Source organism: Lentzea chajnantorensis, from assembly GCF_054300775.1.
Map to the genome: position 1 here is coordinate 2,200,213 of NZ_JBSDZT010000002.1, position 14,882 is coordinate 2,215,094.

At 70.2% G+C, this 14,882-nt stretch carries 13 protein-coding genes; 4 read left to right on the top strand and 9 right to left on the bottom strand.

Going from position 1 to position 14,882, the window contains the following annotated elements; translation table 11 throughout:
* Positions 1 to 49 precede the first annotated feature (49 nt).
* From ACVDFE_RS11650 to ACVDFE_RS11660, 3 genes are all read right to left on the bottom strand, one after another.
* Positions 50 to 1,810, bottom strand: a complete 1,761-nt coding sequence (locus ACVDFE_RS11650) for an alpha/beta hydrolase (protein ID WP_458430433.1) — start codon at positions 1,808 to 1,810, stop codon at positions 50 to 52.
* Between the two features lie 176 nt (positions 1,811 to 1,986).
* The gene (locus ACVDFE_RS11655) at positions 1,987 to 2,877 is read right to left on the bottom strand and encodes a helix-turn-helix transcriptional regulator (RefSeq protein WP_458430434.1); all 891 of its coding nucleotides are present in this window, start codon (positions 2,875 to 2,877) and stop codon (positions 1,987 to 1,989) included.
* A gap of 39 nt (positions 2,878 to 2,916) precedes the next feature.
* On the bottom strand, positions 2,917 to 3,735 hold the full coding sequence (locus ACVDFE_RS11660) for an oxidoreductase (protein ID WP_458430435.1): 819 nt from the start codon (positions 3,733 to 3,735) through the stop codon (positions 2,917 to 2,919).
* A gap of 91 nt (positions 3,736 to 3,826) precedes the next feature.
* Between ACVDFE_RS11660 and ACVDFE_RS11665 the strand changes: the two genes are divergently transcribed.
* Entirely contained in the window at positions 3,827 to 4,354 is a 528-nt protein-coding gene (locus ACVDFE_RS11665) for a TetR family transcriptional regulator (protein ID WP_360395370.1), read from the top strand.
* On the opposite strand, the gene cobF is transcribed toward ACVDFE_RS11665, so the two are convergent.
* Positions 4,351 to 5,094, bottom strand: coding sequence for a precorrin-6A synthase (deacetylating) (cobF, locus tag ACVDFE_RS11670; protein ID WP_458430436.1), 744 nt, complete (start codon positions 5,092 to 5,094; stop codon positions 4,351 to 4,353). The two genes, ACVDFE_RS11665 and cobF, sit on opposite strands and share 4 nt — an antisense overlap.
* 532 nt (positions 5,095 to 5,626) lie before the next feature.
* Positions 5,627 to 6,259: a peptidylprolyl isomerase gene (locus ACVDFE_RS11675; protein ID WP_360395376.1), complete on the bottom strand. Its 633-nt coding sequence runs from the start codon at positions 6,257 to 6,259 to the stop codon at positions 5,627 to 5,629.
* A 695-nt stretch (positions 6,260 to 6,954) separates the two neighbouring features.
* Here ACVDFE_RS11675 and ACVDFE_RS11680 point away from each other — a divergent pair.
* Positions 6,955 to 9,084, top strand: coding sequence for a diguanylate cyclase (locus ACVDFE_RS11680; RefSeq protein ID WP_360395378.1), 2,130 nt, complete (start codon positions 6,955 to 6,957; stop codon positions 9,082 to 9,084).
* A 119-nt stretch (positions 9,085 to 9,203) separates the two neighbouring features.
* Positions 9,204 to 10,754: a tannase/feruloyl esterase family alpha/beta hydrolase gene (locus ACVDFE_RS11685; protein ID WP_458430437.1), complete on the top strand. Its 1,551-nt coding sequence runs from the start codon at positions 9,204 to 9,206 to the stop codon at positions 10,752 to 10,754.
* Here the strand turns inward: ACVDFE_RS11685 and pip (ACVDFE_RS11690) are convergent.
* From pip (ACVDFE_RS11690) to ACVDFE_RS11705, 4 genes are all read right to left on the bottom strand, one after another.
* Positions 10,727 to 11,737 carry a prolyl aminopeptidase gene (pip, locus tag ACVDFE_RS11690; RefSeq protein WP_458430438.1) on the bottom strand — a complete coding sequence of 337 codons (1,011 nt, stop codon included), beginning with the start codon at positions 11,735 to 11,737 and terminating at the stop codon, positions 10,727 to 10,729. The genes ACVDFE_RS11685 and pip (ACVDFE_RS11690) overlap by 28 nt on opposite strands.
* A complete protein-coding gene (gene pip / locus ACVDFE_RS11695) occupies positions 11,734 to 12,684 on the bottom strand; it encodes a prolyl aminopeptidase (protein WP_458430439.1) in 951 nt (316 codons plus the stop codon). Before pip (ACVDFE_RS11695) ends, pip (ACVDFE_RS11690) begins: the two co-directional genes overlap by 4 nt.
* 116 nt (positions 12,685 to 12,800) lie before the next feature.
* Positions 12,801 to 13,343 (bottom strand): DUF305 domain-containing protein, encoded by a 543-nt coding sequence (locus ACVDFE_RS11700; protein WP_458430440.1) that lies wholly within the window; start codon positions 13,341 to 13,343, stop codon positions 12,801 to 12,803.
* 56 nt (positions 13,344 to 13,399) lie between these two features.
* Positions 13,400 to 13,807: a hypothetical protein gene (locus ACVDFE_RS11705; RefSeq protein ID WP_360395387.1), complete on the bottom strand. Its 408-nt coding sequence runs from the start codon at positions 13,805 to 13,807 to the stop codon at positions 13,400 to 13,402.
* A gap of 324 nt (positions 13,808 to 14,131) precedes the next feature.
* Here ACVDFE_RS11705 and ACVDFE_RS11710 point away from each other — a divergent pair, with 324 nt between their 5' ends.
* The gene (locus ACVDFE_RS11710; RefSeq protein WP_360395389.1) at positions 14,132 to 14,881 is read left to right on the top strand and encodes a lytic polysaccharide monooxygenase; all 750 of its coding nucleotides are present in this window, start codon (positions 14,132 to 14,134) and stop codon (positions 14,879 to 14,881) included.
* Position 14,882: the final 1 nt, after the last annotated feature.

Below are 14,882 nucleotides of genomic sequence, written 5' to 3' on the forward strand. Positions count from 1 at the left end.
AGTGGCCCCCGGGAAGCTTTCCCGGGGGCCACGACCGCAGCTCAGACCGTCAGAGGTTCGACGGCATGCCCGACTCGTCCGCCTGCGCGGTGGACGACGAGCTCAGCAGGTCCTTCACGATCTTGTTGGCCTTCTTCACGGCCGGCGTGATCATCTTGATCTTCACCTTGCCGTTGGAGAGCGTGCCGCCCACCTGGAACGTCTCGGTCTCCCCCGGCAGCGGCAGTGCCTGGCAGCCCGTGAACTGCTTGCGCGGCGTGGCACCGGTCTGGAAGTAGAACGTGATCGGGTCGTCGACGCAGTCCGTGTTGTACGGGAACAGGCCGTGCGAGCCCTCGTTGTCGACGCTGATCAGCTTCGCGCCCGGCAGCGCCTTCGTGGTGGACACGCCACCCTCGTACGGCGTCGCCGCGTCCAGCTCGCTCTGCGCCAGCAGCACGCGCGGGAAGGTCTTCTTGTCCGGCGCGGGCTTCGAGTTCTTGGTCTGCCAGTACGCGCACAGCGGCGTGCTCATGAACGGCGCGATGAACGGCGCGTTCACGGTCAGGTCGGCCTTCCAGTAGTTCCAGTACTGCAGGTTCTGGTTCCACTGGCCGTCCTGGCAGCGGATCGCCTCGAACGTCGCGTCCCAGGTCTCGACCTCGGCGGCGGCCGTCGTGGACTTGACCGCGATGCGCTCCTTCTTCTCGATGGCCGCGAGCGCGTTCGCCTTGGCCTTCGCGATGAACTCGGCGTTCTCCGACGACAGACCCGGACGCGCCAGCATCTTCGCGACGAGCGCCTCGACGCGCTGGGCGGTGGTGCCCTCGGTCACCGTGCCGGCGACGGTCGCCACCGCGGAGGCCGCGACCTCGTACTGGCTGGTGTCGTACATCGCCGGGATGATGAACCAGGCGGTGAACAGCTGGCCGAGGAAGTCGCGCGTGCCGCCCGCCTTCTCCCAGTTCTTGCGGATCTCGAACGGGTCGGTGCCCGCCTCGTAGATCGCGTTGTTGCGCGCCACGTACGGCAGCAGCGCCTCCTGGAACTGCCGGTCACGGCTGCGCGGCTGCAGGTCCCACGTCTTCTCGAGCGTGGTCTGCGAGGCGTCGACGGCCGAGTCGAGCAGGAAGCGGTGCACCTTGCCCGGGAACACCGTGGCGTACCAGGTGCCCAGCCACGTGCCGTAGGAGTAGCCGATGTACGAGGTCTTCTTCTCCCCGAGCAGCACCCGGATGAAGTCCATGTCGTACGCGGTCTGCTCGGTGGTGATGAACTGCGTGAGCGGGTTCTCCAGGCAGCCGGCGACCTTCGCGCGGTTCAGCACGTCCTCGTCGGTCGAGCTCGGGACCGTGTAGGAGCACTTGAGCGGCGTGGACAGGCCGACGCCGCGCGGGTCGAACCCGATGAAGTCGTACTGGCTCGCCAGAACCGGTGCGCGCAGGGCCATCGCCGCACCCCACGGCAGGCCGGAGCCGCCGGGGCCACCGGGGTTGACCAGCGCGATGCCCTGGCGGGCGGTGCCCTTGTAGGCGGTCTCGGTCTTCGAGACCCTCAGGTCGATCGTGTTGCCGTCCTGCGGGTTGTGCCAGTCGCGCGGCACCTTGACCGTGGCGCACGCGAGCCCCTTGACGGTCTTGAACCGCGCGACCGTCTCCTCCGCGACGCCGGGGAAGGTGCACTCCTCCCACTTGATCGTCTGGGTGGTCAGCGCGCCCGCGAGCGCCGCCGTGTCCGGGTCCGCCTTCGGTGCGGCCTGCGCCCCCGGTGAGAGCGCGAGGCTCGAGACGGCGAGCGCCCCGGCCAACGCGACTCTGAGAGTCTTCGTCACTGTCGATCCCTTCCTGCCCCCGCACGGCCTGATGAGCCCGTGCCTTCAGAGGAGGAGAAAGGTTTTCAACGCCGTTTAACACGTCTGGGTGATGGCAGAAAGTCGCCATGTCTGGAATCTGTCACCAAAGAGTGCCACAGAGTGATGAACGACTGCCGCACGCTAACCCGTTGTGATCAAAGCCAGCCGCGCCGTGACGCCTGCACCCCGAGCTGGAACCGCGTCTGCGCCCCCAGCAACTGCTGCAGCCGGCTCACGCGCCGGTGCACCGTCCGGTCGCTGACGCCGAGCTCCCGCGCGATCGACTCGTCCGTCAGGCCCGCGCTGAGCAGTGACAACAACCGGTGCGTCGCCAGCGTCGGCTCGCCACCGACGCTGTCCTGCCCGCCGGCCGTGATCGGCACGCCCATCCGCCAAAACGCCTCGAACAGCTCGATCAGCGCGCTCAGCAGCACGGACGGGTGAATGAGCAGGGCGACGACGTTCGTGCCCGTCACCGTCGGCACGGCGATCAACGCCCGGTCCGAGTCCGCCACGACGAGCTTCAACGGCACGCCGGGGAACGCCCGCGCCTGCTCGCCGACCGCGATGCTCTCCTGCACCGACGCGAACCCCTGCGGGTCCTGCAAGAGCGACGAGTCGTAGACCACCCGGTAGGAGACCCCGCGGGCCAGCGCCGGCGGCTGCGCGGGACTCGCCTCCGGCTGCGGGCTCAGGTACGAACCGGGGTCGAGCGCCCGCACCTCGGTCTTGGCCTGGCTCTGCATCTCCTCGAACGCGGTGATCACCTCGTCCGCGTCCCTGAGCACCTCGACGAAGTCCGCGTCCAGCCCGCCCCGCCCGGCGTAGGCCCGCGCCAGCACCTCCGCGGTCTCCCTGGCCCGCTGGGCGGCGACCTCGTGCTCGGAGGCGATCGCCGTCAACGCCGACCGCGGCGGCCGCACGTGCCCACCGCGGGTGAGCCCGAGCCGTTCGAGCTCCTCCAGCGCCGCACCGGGATCCGCCCTGCCGCCGCGCAACAACGCCAGGTACAGCCGTTCGGCCTCCGCCGACAAACCCCCGCGCACACCGCTCCCTCCGGTCTGAACCGAAGGTACCTGCTGCGATCAGGCGGCGGCCCGGTTGAGCGCACCGAGGAAGAGCGCGTCGAACGCCCGGTCGGGCAACACCCTGCGGGCGAACAGGATCGGCCGCGCACCGAACCCCGCCGCGTACCGGGTCCTGGGCCTGCGCGCCCGGGAGGCCCTGACGATGACGTCCGCGATCACCTCAGGTTCCGACCCGCGTTCGACCTGTGAGAAGAACGCCGCGAGCGCCTCGGCCTGCTTGCGGTAGGCCCCCTGCCCGGACGTCCTGCGGAGGTTGTCCACCGCGATGCCGCCCCACTCGGTCTTGATCGCACCCGGCTGGATCACCACGACGTCGATCCCGAACGGCTTGAGCTCCAGCCGCAGCGAGTCGCTCAACCCCTCCACCGCGAACTTCGTCGAGTGGTACCACCCGCCCAGTGGCTCGTAGATCCGCCCGCCGATCGACGACACGTTCACGATCCGCCCGCTGCCCGCCGCCCGCATGTGCGGCACGACCAGCTGCACCAACCGCGCCAGCCCGAACACGTTGACCTCGAACTGGTACCGCCCCTCGGCGAGCGGCACGTCCTCGAACGCCCCGTACGACCCGTAGCCGGCGTTGTTGACGAGCAGGTCGATCCGCCCGGTCTCCGCGACCACCCGCTCGACCCCGGCGACCATCGACGCGTCCTCGGTGACGTCCATCCGCACCACCTCGATGCCGCGCTCGGCAAGCCCGTCCATCCGCTCGACCCGTCGTGCCGCGGCGTAAACCGCGTAGCCCGCCTCGTGCAATGCCAGCGCCGTCGCCTCGCCGATGCCCGACGACGCGCCCGTGACCAGTGCGACCTTCATGCCCGCGCTCCTAACTAACCGGTTGGTTGCTAACTCCAGGCAACCACGGTCGCGGTCGACTGTCAACCAACTGGTTGGTTAGAATCGGTCCGTGGTGAGGGACAGGGAAGCAACCAAGGCGAAGCTGCTGGCGGCGGCGCTGACCGAGTTCGCGGCGCACGGCATCGCCGGCGCGCGCGTCGACCGCATCGCCGCCGGTGCCGGGTGCAACAAGGCGATGATCTACGCCTACTTCGGCAGCAAGGAGGACCTGTTCGAGGAGGTCCTGAAGATCCAGATCGCGGCCGTGGTCGAGGCCGTCCCCATCACGCCGGACGACCTGCCGGGGTACGCGGGGCGGTTGTTCGAGACGTACGCGCGTCAGCCCGAGCTGCTCAGCCTCGCCGGGTACCACCGGCTGGAGAACGGGTTCGAGGCGATCTCCCGGGCGGAGGGGGAGGCGCACGTGGCCAAGGTGGCGGCGATCGCCGAGGCGCAGGAGCGCGGGGTGCTGCCGGGGGAGTTCGGGGCCGAGGAGCTGCTCGCGCTGACCGTGCACATGTCGATCCTGGCGTTCTCGACGCCGGTGGCGAGCAGGGAGCTGGTCGAGCGGGCGGTCGCGAAGCTGATCGCCGGCTAGCCCCTGCGCAGCAGGTAGGTGTCCATGATCCACCCCTTGCGCGCACGGGCTTCCTCCCGCACCGCGCGGATCTCGGCGGCCACGTCCCCGACCCGCCCGGACACCAGGACCTCGTCGGGCATCCCCAGGTACGCCCCCCAGTAGATCCACGTGTCGGGGTCGACGCCCTCGAAGGAGTACTTCGCGTCCAGCATCACGGCCACGTCGTCGACGTCGGCGGGCCAGCCCTCGGACAGGCGGCGGCCGGTGGTGATCTGCACGGGGCGGCCGACCTGGTTCAGCGCCACGCGGTGGCCGGCGGTCAGCGCGGCCACGGAGGTGACGCCGGGGACGACCTCGACGGTGAACTCCAGGCCGCGGGTCAGGAGGTCGTCGAGGATCGCCAGGGTCGAGTCGTAGAGGGAGGGGTCGCCCCACACCAGGAACGCGCCGACCTCGTCGTCGCCGAGCTGGTCGAGGAGGGCTGCGCAGACGTCGGCGCGGTCGCGGCGCCAGGCCTCGATCGTCTGCACGTAGTTGTCGGGGGTGCGGTCGCGGTCGGGGTCGCGGCCTTCGAGGACGCGGTAGGGGCCCGTCGCGTGTTCGGCCACAATGGACTGGCGGAGGTCGACCAGCTCCTGTTTGACGGCGCCCTTGTCGAGCACGAAGAACACGTCGACCGTCCGCAGGGCCTTCACGGCCTGCAGGGTGAGGTGGTCGGGGTTGCCCGCGCCGATGCCGATGACCAGGATCTTTCGCACCACGACACCCTAGACCAGAGGTGGGATCATCCGCGCCGGTCGACGACCGCGACGAGTTTGCCGCGGGTGCGGGTGAAGTCGGCCAGGCCGACGTTCTCCACGCGCACGGTGAGCGGGCGGTCCTGTTCCACGGCGGCCGCCACCTCTGCGTAGCGGGCGAGCAGGGTGCGCCGGGTCGGGTGCGCGGCCCTCTTCCAGGCGCACCACCAGTTTCTCGCCTGACGCGGACTCGTCGAGCACGAGCTGCAGTGCGCCGGAGTAGCCGAGCTCGTCCTCGACGATCATCAGGAAACGGCGGTAGTCCAACGTCTGCGCGGCGGTGCGGAACGCGTCACCGGTGCGGTCGAACTCGGTGAGCACTCCGCGGCTCCTCCGTTGCTGGGCGAATGGTTGTACCAATCGGACGTTACTGATCGGTACAACCGCCGTTCAGTCGAGCGAACGGGCCCAGCAGGGATTTTCGGTCCGCGGGGCGACCGGGATCACAGGCAGGGGAACGAGGTTGACCGTTGACCTCGATCGCGAAACGCGGTCAGGCGGCCACGTGGATGATCCGCACCGGCTTCTTCGGTGCGCCGTCGAGCGTTCCGTCCGGCTGCGGCACGATCCCGGCCGCCACGATCCGGTCCAGGGTGTCCATGCCGGACACGACGTGGCCCAGCACCGTGTAGACCGGCTTGATGTTCGCGAAAGAGTGCACGATGAAGAACTCGCTGCCGTTGGTGCCCGGCCCCTGGTTGCCGTACGCGATGGTGCCGCGCGGGTAGGTCTCCGCACCGCTGACCTCGTCGGCGAACCGGTAGCCGGGACCGCCCTCCTCCGCCCGGTGGATGTCACCGCACTGCAGCACGCCCAGCCGCGCGGTGTCCGTCAGCCGCCAGCACTGCGTCATCGTGTAGAACCAGCTCCGCGCCAGGTGCGCGAAGTTCGCCACCCCGCACGGTGCGGTGGCGCGGTCCAGCTTCGCGACCACGACGCCGTAGTTCGTCACGATGGTGACCTTCACGGTGCCGCGGGCCGGGACCGTCGACGGCGGTGGCTGCACCGGGCGGGCGGCCGGGTTCTCCGGCGTGGGGATGAACTCGCAGCGCGCGGTCGGCGGTGCCGCGTGTGCGGTGGCGGGGGCGAGGACGACCATCATCAGGACGGCGAGCAGTAGCCTCATGGCCGCCGACCGTAGTCCCGGCTCCACGCCTTGTCAGCACCTCGACGGCGCCTCGGGCAGCTCCCGCGGCACCGCTGCCCGGTGCGTCCATAGCACTGTTGCGAGCCGCTCCCCGCACGCACCGGCCGAAGAGGCAGAAACCCGGAGCCGTGCAGGTGAAGGGCTGCCCCGATAACGATATCGCGCTACTGCCGCGGTAACCGGATTTCAAAACCCAGCAACGGTCAACGACGAAGGTTCCGGAACTCGCGCGAAACGCCGTGCGTCAAGTCAGGTGGAAAGTCGTGACGGCACCGGGCACGGGAGACCCCCGTTGCGCCCCTCGGGTGTCCACCAACAGGTGGAGGGCACGGGCACAGCGCGTGGTCGAACGGGGAAAGGTGCCCGAATCCCCGCCGAGCAGCCAAAAGTCGTGCGAAAATCGGCGCGGTCCACCCGTGGGCGGGAACCGGCGACGGACCGGAACCGCCGTCGTCACGCTGTCGGACGAACTCGTGGGGCGGATTGGGTGAGCCGGCTCGCCGGCTGCCGCGACGGTGCTGGGATTTCATTCGCGCGGAAAACAGAACAGTGATTTGCGGTAACGTCGGACTCGTATTGGTTGGTCACCTCATCGGAGTAACGGCGGTGCCGCGGTCATGAGGAGTCGGGCATCATCACCTGGCCCGACCAAGTCGCAGAACGAGGGGTCTCGTGTGACCATCTTCCGTGCCGGCCGGACCGGAGCGTGGTGGATGTACCTGGTGGCAGGTCACCTGCTGCTGGGGGTCTACTACCTCATCCCGGTGAGCCCGGCTGGCACAACGGGGCAGACGGTGCGCGTGGTGCTGTACTGCACGATCTCCGCCTCGGCCGCGATCGCCATGTTCGCCGGCGTCCGCCGCAACCGGCCGCAGTGGCGGCGCCCGTGGGTGCTCCTCGCACTGAGCCAGGTCGTCTACGCGCTGGCCGACCTCACGTTCTACGCCTCGCACTACATCTTCCGGTACACGCTCTACCCGTCGTACGCGGACGTCCTCTACCTGGGCCACTACCCGCTGATGGTGGCCGGCGTGATCATGCTGATCCGCCGCCGCACACCGGGGCTGGACCTGCCGAGCCTGCTCGACGCCGCCGTGCTCGCCGTGGTGGCCGGCATGGCGTCCTGGCTCTACGTCATCGGCCCGCAGGCCCGGCTCACCTCGCCGGCGCTGGTCAAGCTCGCCTCGCTCGGCTACCCGATGATGGACCTCGCGCTGTTCGTCGTGGCCCTGCGGCTGATCTTCGGTGCCGGACCGCGGCCGCGCGCGTTCGTGCTGCTGACGGCGAACCTGCTGGGCATCCTCACCGCGGACACGATCTACGTGCTGCAACGCCTCGACGGCAGCTACCACGCGGGCAACTTCCTCGACGCCATCTGGCTCTCGGCGAACCTGTGCATCGGTGCCGCCGCTCTGCACCCGACGATGGCGCGGCTCGTGGACCGCGCGCACATGAAGGACGTCGGCCTGAGCCGCGGCCGGATCATCGCGCTGTCGTCGGCCGCGCTGGCCGCGCCGGTGCTGATGCTGGTGCACGACGTCGGCGAGTCGTCGCAGGACGTGGTGGTGATCGCGGCGGGCAGCGCGCTGCTGTCGCTGCTGATCATCGCGCGGCTCGCGGGCCTGGTCGCCGACCAGCGCAAGCTCGCGATCACCGACAGCCTCACCGGCCTGCACACCCGCCGGTTCTTCGAGGCGCAGCTGCCGCTGGAGATCTCGCGGGCACGTCGCAACGACGGGTCGGTCGCGGTGTTCATCATCGACGTCGACCGGTTCAAGTCGATCAACGACAACTACGGCCACCCGGCCGGTGACGACGTGCTGATGGAGGTCGCCGCCCGGTTGCGCGCGGCGTCGAGGTCGGGGGAGGTGCTCGCGCGCTACGGCGGTGAGGAGTTCGCCCTGCTCGTCCCGGACGCGGGCCCCAACCGGCTCTCGGTGATCGCGAACCGGCTGCGCGAACGCGTTGCGGAGAAACCCATCCCGGTCAACGCGGGCAACGACGACATCCCGCTGTCGGTCACGGTGTCGGTGGGCTCGGCGAGCTTCCCGACGCACGGCGACGGCCCCGACGACATCGTGGTGATCGCCGACCGCGCGCTGTACGCGGCGAAGGCCGCAGGCCGCAACCGGATCGCGGTCGGCCCCGAGCCGCTGCCCGCCGTCGACCCGGACACCGACGGCGCGATGGCGGAGTTCCTCTGCCAGGTCGCCGACCGCGTGGACGGCTGGCTGCACCGCTACGACCACAGCCGGTCCGTGTCGCGCTGGGCCGGGGTGGCCGCCGGGGAGTTCGGCCTCGACGCACCCACGACCAGGGTCGCCCAGCTGGCCGGCCGGCTGCACGACATCGGCAAGATCATCATCCCGGAGGTCGTGCTGACCAAGCCGGGCGCGTTGTCTGAGGAGGAGTGGCGGCTGCTGCGCCAGCACCCGGACTTCGGCTACCGGCTCGCGCGGATGGTGCCGGGGTTCGCGGGCGTCGCGCACGTGATCCGCCAGCAGCACGAGCGCTACGACGGCACCGGCTACCCCGACGGCCTGAAGGGCGCGGACATCCGGGCCGAGGCGCGCATCCTCTCGGTGTGCGTCGCCTGGGCGGCGATGCGGTCGAACCGTCCACACCAGACCGCGCTGGACGAGAACCGTGCGCGGCGGGAACTCTGGGCAGGGCGCGGCGAACAGTTCGACCCGGACGTCGTGGACATGTTCCTCGACCTGCACACGCAGGGCAGCATCGGAACGCTGCGCCCCTCCGGTCTGTCCGTGCAGGAGGCCGGCTTCCCCGCCGACTTCCGGCCCTGACCCGCGGCGGTTCGTGCGCGAGATCATCCGTTCGGCCGAGCCGGATCCTGCCCAACACCTCCGGAACCACACCGGACAGGTGCGAGACTTCACCTGGTTCGAATCAGGGGGAAGATCGCATGGTCCGCAAGTCGCTGGCGGCACTCGTCGCCGTGCTCACGGTCGTGGCGGGAACGGTGCCCGCCGCCTCGTCGTCGGGCGGACCGACCCGGCCGGTGCGGTCGTGCGCGGCGCTGGTGCGCTCGTACCCGGTGCCGGACGCGCGGACGCGGGTCGAGTCGGCCGTGGTCGTCCCGGCCGCGGGCAGGGTGCCGGAGTTCTGCGACGTGCGGGGCACGATCGAGCCGGACGTCCGGTTCCAGCTGAAGCTGCCCACCCGGACCTACCGCGGCCGGTACGTCCAGTACGGGTGCGGCGGGTTCTGCGGGTTCCTGGAGCCGGCGAAGTTCCCCCAGTGCGGTCCGGCGTTCGGCGACGCGGCGGTCGCGACCACCGACGCGGGCCACCGGACGCCGCCGGAGGACCCCACGGACACGACGTGGGCGCGGTCGGACCAGCAGGCGCGCGACGACTTCTTCTTCCGCGCACCGCACGTGCTGGCACGGGTGTCGAAGGTGCTCGTGCGGAGCTTCTACGGCGTCGCACCGGCGAAGTCGTACTTCACCGGCTGCTCGAACGGCGGCCGCCAGGCGTTGCAGCTCGCCCAGCGCTACCCGCACGACTTCGACGGCATCGTGGCCGGCGCGCCGGCCGGTTACTTCGGGGCGCTCGTGGGCTACCAGGCGTGGATCACCCGCAACGCCATCCCGAACGACAAGATCGACCTGCTGCACGCCGCCGTGCTGCGCGCGTGCGACGGTCTCGACGGGCTGGTGGACGGCCAGCTCGACGAGCCGCGGCTGTGCCGCTTCGACCCGGCCGTGCTCGCCGGTCAGCTGACCGAAGACGAGATCGCCCGCGCCCGCCGACTCTACGCGGGCCCGTCCGACGGCGGTGTCCGGCTCTACCCCGGTGGTCAGTCCTACGGCTCGGAGCTGGGCTGGAAGTACTGGACCAACCCGGTCGACGGCCACTCGATCTCCGGTCAGCTCGCCGACGACGCGCTGAAGAACCTCGTCTACCCCATCGGACAGCCACACTCCTCTGTGGACTCGTTCGAGTTCACCGTGCGCGAGCTGCACCGCGTGGCACGGGAGGCGGTGAAGGCGAACGCGATGTCGCTGGACCTGCGGGAGTTCCGGCGTGCGGGCGGCAAGCTGGTCGTCTGGCACGGTGCCGCAGACCCCGGCATTCCGGTGCAGGGCACGCTGGACTACTGGCAGCGGCTGACCGGCGGCCGGACGCAGGACTGGGCCCGCCTGTTCGTCGTGCCCTCGCTGCACCACTGCGCGCGCGGTGACGAGCTGACCGACTTCGACCCGTTCCCCGCGCTGGTGCGGTGGGTGGAGGGCGGTGCGGCACCGGCGAAGGTGGTCGCGGAGGGACGGGACGGCTCCGGTGCCGTGACCCGCACCCGTCCCGTGTTCCCCTATCCGGCCCGCGCCGTGTACGACGGCACCGGCAGCACCGACGACGCCGCGAACTTCGTGCCGGCGCCGGGCCCCGTGCTGCGCGACCGCATCCTGTGGGCCGGCGAGGGCCTCTACCGCTCCGGCCCCGTCGCCCCCTGACCCCCGCTGTTGGCAAGGCATCTGCAAGTACCACCAACTTGCAGATGTCGGCGGAAGCAGGGTTGGAGGAACTTTGCGATGGCGGCCGTCAACGCGGCGTCCGTGCTGCGCGTGGACTGGTGGCCCGCGTCGCCGACGAACACGAGCTCGGCGTCGGGCCACCGCTGGGCGACCTCCCAGGCGTTCTCCGGCGGGCCGCCGAAGTCGTACCGGCCGTGGATGAGCACGCCCGGGATGCCGTGCAGGCGATGGAGGTTGTCCAGGACGTGGTCCGGTTCGAGGAACGCCTCGTTGCCCCAGTAGTGCGTGATGATCCGGGCGAGCGTGTACGACGTCAGCGGGTCCTCGTACCGCGTGCCGGCGAAGTCCGTCGCACCACCGGCCATGAGCGCGAGGTCCCACCTGTTCCAGTCGTGGGCGGCTTTCGCGCGGGTATCGGGATCGTCGGAGTTGAGGAGCCTGTTGTAGGCGACGGCCAGGTTGCCGTCCCGTTCCTCCTCCGGCACCCCGCGCTGGAACTCCGCGAACAGGTCGGGGAAGAACAACCGGGCCCCGCGGGTGAGCCACGCGTGCTCCTGCGGCCGGGACGTGGTGACCGCGCTGATGATGAGCTCGCTGACCCGGTGCGGGTGCTGGATCGCGTACGCCAGCGCGAGCGTCGACCCCCAGGAGGCCCCGGCGATCAGCCACTTGTCGATGCCGAGGTGTTCGCGGAGCTTCTCGGCGTCGTCGATGAGGTGCTGGGTGGTGTTGTGCTCCATGCTCGTGGCGGGGTCACCGGCGTGCGGGGTGCTCTTGCCGCAGCCCCGCTGGTCCCACAGCACCAGCAGCCAGTGCTCGGGGTCGAAGTCCTCGCGCCACCGCCGGTTCAGCCCGCTGCCGGGACCGCCGTGGAACACGACCGCGGGCTTGCCCGCCGGGTTTCCGCTGACCTCGTAGTGGATCCGCTGCCCGTCACCGACGTCCAGCCAGTCCCCGGTCACCGGAACTTCTCGACGGCCGCGGCGATCGCCTCGCTCATGCTGCCGCCCTCCTTCGCCTGGTGCCCGGCGTCACCGAGGACCACCAGCTCGGCGTCCGGCCACCTCTTCGCCACCTCCCACGCGGTCCACAGCGGCCCGCCGAGGTCGTTGCGGCCGTGGATGAGCACGCCGGGGATGCCGTGCAGGCGGTGGAGGTTGTCCAGGACGTGGTCCGGTTCGAGGAACGCCTCGTTGCCCCAGTAGTGCGTGACCACCCGTGCCGTCGTGTAGCGGAAGAGCGGGTCCTCGTAGGGCGTGCCGGTGAAGTCGTTGTCGCCGCCGGTGACCGTGGCGAGGTCCCACTTGCTCCAGTCGTGGGCGGCTTTCGCGCGGGTATCGGGGTCGTCGGAGTTGAGCAGCCTGTTGTAGGCGAGGGCGAGGTTGCCGTCGCGGTCCTCCTCGGGGACGCCGTCGAGGAACCGCTCGAAGTGGTCGGGGAAGAACAGGCTGAGGCCACGGGTGATCCACGCGTGCTCCTGCGGCCGGGACGTGGTGACCGCGGCGATGACCAGCTCGCTGACCCGCTCGGGGTGCTGCTCGGCGTAGGCGAGTGCCAGCGTGGAACCCCAGGAACCGCCGATGATCAGCCACCTGTCGATGCCGAGGTGGTCGCGGAGCTTCTCGGCGTCGTCGATGAGGTGCTGGGTGGTGTTGTGCTCCATGCTCGTGGCGGGGTCGCCGGCGTGCAGGGTGCTGTTGCCGCAGCCGCGCTGGTGCCAGATGACGAGCTTCCAGTGCTCCGGGTCGAAGTCGCGGCGCCAGCGGGCGCTGTTCCCGGGGGCACCGGGGCCGCCGTGGAAGACCACGGCGGGTTTGCCGTCCGGGTTTCCGCTGATCTCCCAGTGGACGCGGTTGCCGTCGCCCACGTCGAGGAGGCCCTGGTCGTAGGGCTCTGGATGGGGGTGCATGCGGTCAGGCTATTGCCGGGAACGGGGGAGGGCCCGTGGTTTTCCGCCGCCCCGCGCACGACGCGGTGGCGGGTCCGCCGCCCTTCGAGAGGGGACCCGCCACCGGTGCGGCCACGTCAGGACTTCTGCCGGGCGCCGATCTGGTCCAGCACCTCGGTCTGCGACACGATGATCTTGCCGGCCAACGCCTTCGAGCCCACGTGCACGCCCTTCGCCTGGGCGTCCTTCGCCATGTCCACGCCGCTGCGCAGGTGGCGGGACAACGTGGCCAGGTAGAGCGTGTCGAACTGGGTGCCCTGCGCGGCCTTGAGCGCCTCGACGTCCTTGGCGGTCATCATGCCCGCCATCTTGTGCGTCTCGTGGGGGTCGTCGCCGGGGACCTGGATGTTCCAGGTGCGCAGGTAGGTCGACATCTGCTCGATCTCACCCGCTTCCGCGGCGGCGATCCTGTCGGCCACGTCGACGACGAAGGAGTCCTTGGAACGTTCGACGGCGAGCTTCGAGATCTCGATCGTCTGCCGGTGGTGGGGGATCATGCGCAACGAGAACGTCGCATCCGCCTCGTTGGCCGCCGGTTCGCCGGAGCCGCCCCCGCCGAACGTCGAACAGCCCGTCAGTGCCAGCAGCCCCAGCACCACGATGAGCAGACGCGCACGCATGAAGCCTCCCGTCCTCGGTTCCCTGCCGAGGCATACGGAGGGGCGTTCTGTCCGGTTCAGAAGTTCCGCTGGCCGAGCTGCTCGGTCACCGCGGACACCACGTCGGGGTGGCCGAGGGGCAGCGGTGCGGGGATGCGGTCGTCGGCGCTGTCGTCGCTGCGCGCGATGACACGGGCGAACGGCGCGGTGACCTCGGTCTCCGGGTCCACCAGCAGGACCGAGTTCACGAGGTGCTCGTGCCGGCCCACCAGGTCGACGACGTCGGCGGCGAGGGGTCCGCTGCACACCACGTCGAGGCGCACCGGCGCGTCGTCGTCGTGGTGGGCGGCGAGCACCTTGTCCACTGTGGACTTCCACTCGGGTGCGGCGGGGACGCGCAGCCACACCACGCGCAGGGTGTCGGTGAACGGGCGCCAGGTGGCGGGGATGCCCTCGTGCGGGGCCTCGCCTGCTGGATCGATCACGAGGACCGTTGGGGCACCTGCGGGTCCGTCGACGACGACGCCGGGGCCACTGGCTCGGGAGGGCTGGTCGAAATCACGCATGACGCGGGGATTCCCCGTCCGGAGGCGACTTACTCGGCTGACAGGACCAGTTGTCCCGGTGGACCGGCTGGTGCGGAACTCGTCGAACTTCGCTCCGGGTGACTCCTTGACCACTTTCGAAACGTCGGTTTATGGTCTAGACCACACCGATACTTGATCGGCGAGCGATCAGAAACGCCGTCGGTTCCCGCCCCTGCAACGGGGGTCCACCCCGCCTGGGAACGATCCAAGGAGTTCGGAAGAATGAAACTCACCAGGAAAGCGGCGCTCGTCATGGCCGCGGTCCCCGCAATCGTGCTCGTCACGCCCGTCGGTTCGGCCAGTGCGCACGGGTACGTGTCGTCACCGCCGAGCCGGTCGGCGCAGTGTGCGCAGAAGACCGTTCCCTGCGGTGCGCCCACGTACGAGCCGCAGAGCGCAGAAGGCCCCAAGGGCCTGATGAACTGCAACGGAGCGCGCGGCGACTTCGACGAGCTCAACGACGACAGCAAGGGCTGGCGGGCCACCAGCACCGGCACCAGCCTGACGGTGAGCTGGACGTTCACCGCCCGCCACCGCACGCGCGACTACGAGTACTACATCAACGGCTCGCGCGTCGGGTACGTCAACGGCAACAACGCGGCTCCGGCCGACCCGGTGCGGCACACGATCAACCTGAGCGGCTTCTCCGGCCGCCAGAAGATCTTCGCCATCTGGAACATCGCCGACACCGGCGCCGCGTTCTACTCCTGCATCGACGTCAACGTGAACGGTGGCGGCACCCCGCCGCCCACCACCACGCCGCCGACGACGCAGCCGCCGACGACCACCCCGCCCACCACGACCCCGCCGACCACGCAGCCGCCCGCGGGTGGCACGTGGGCCGCGAACACGTCCTACGCCGCGGGTGCCCAGGTCACCTACGGCGGCTCGACGTACCGCTGCCGGCAGGCGCACACCGCGCTGACCGGCTGGGAGCCGCCGAACGCGGTCGCGTTGTGGGAGAAGATCTGAT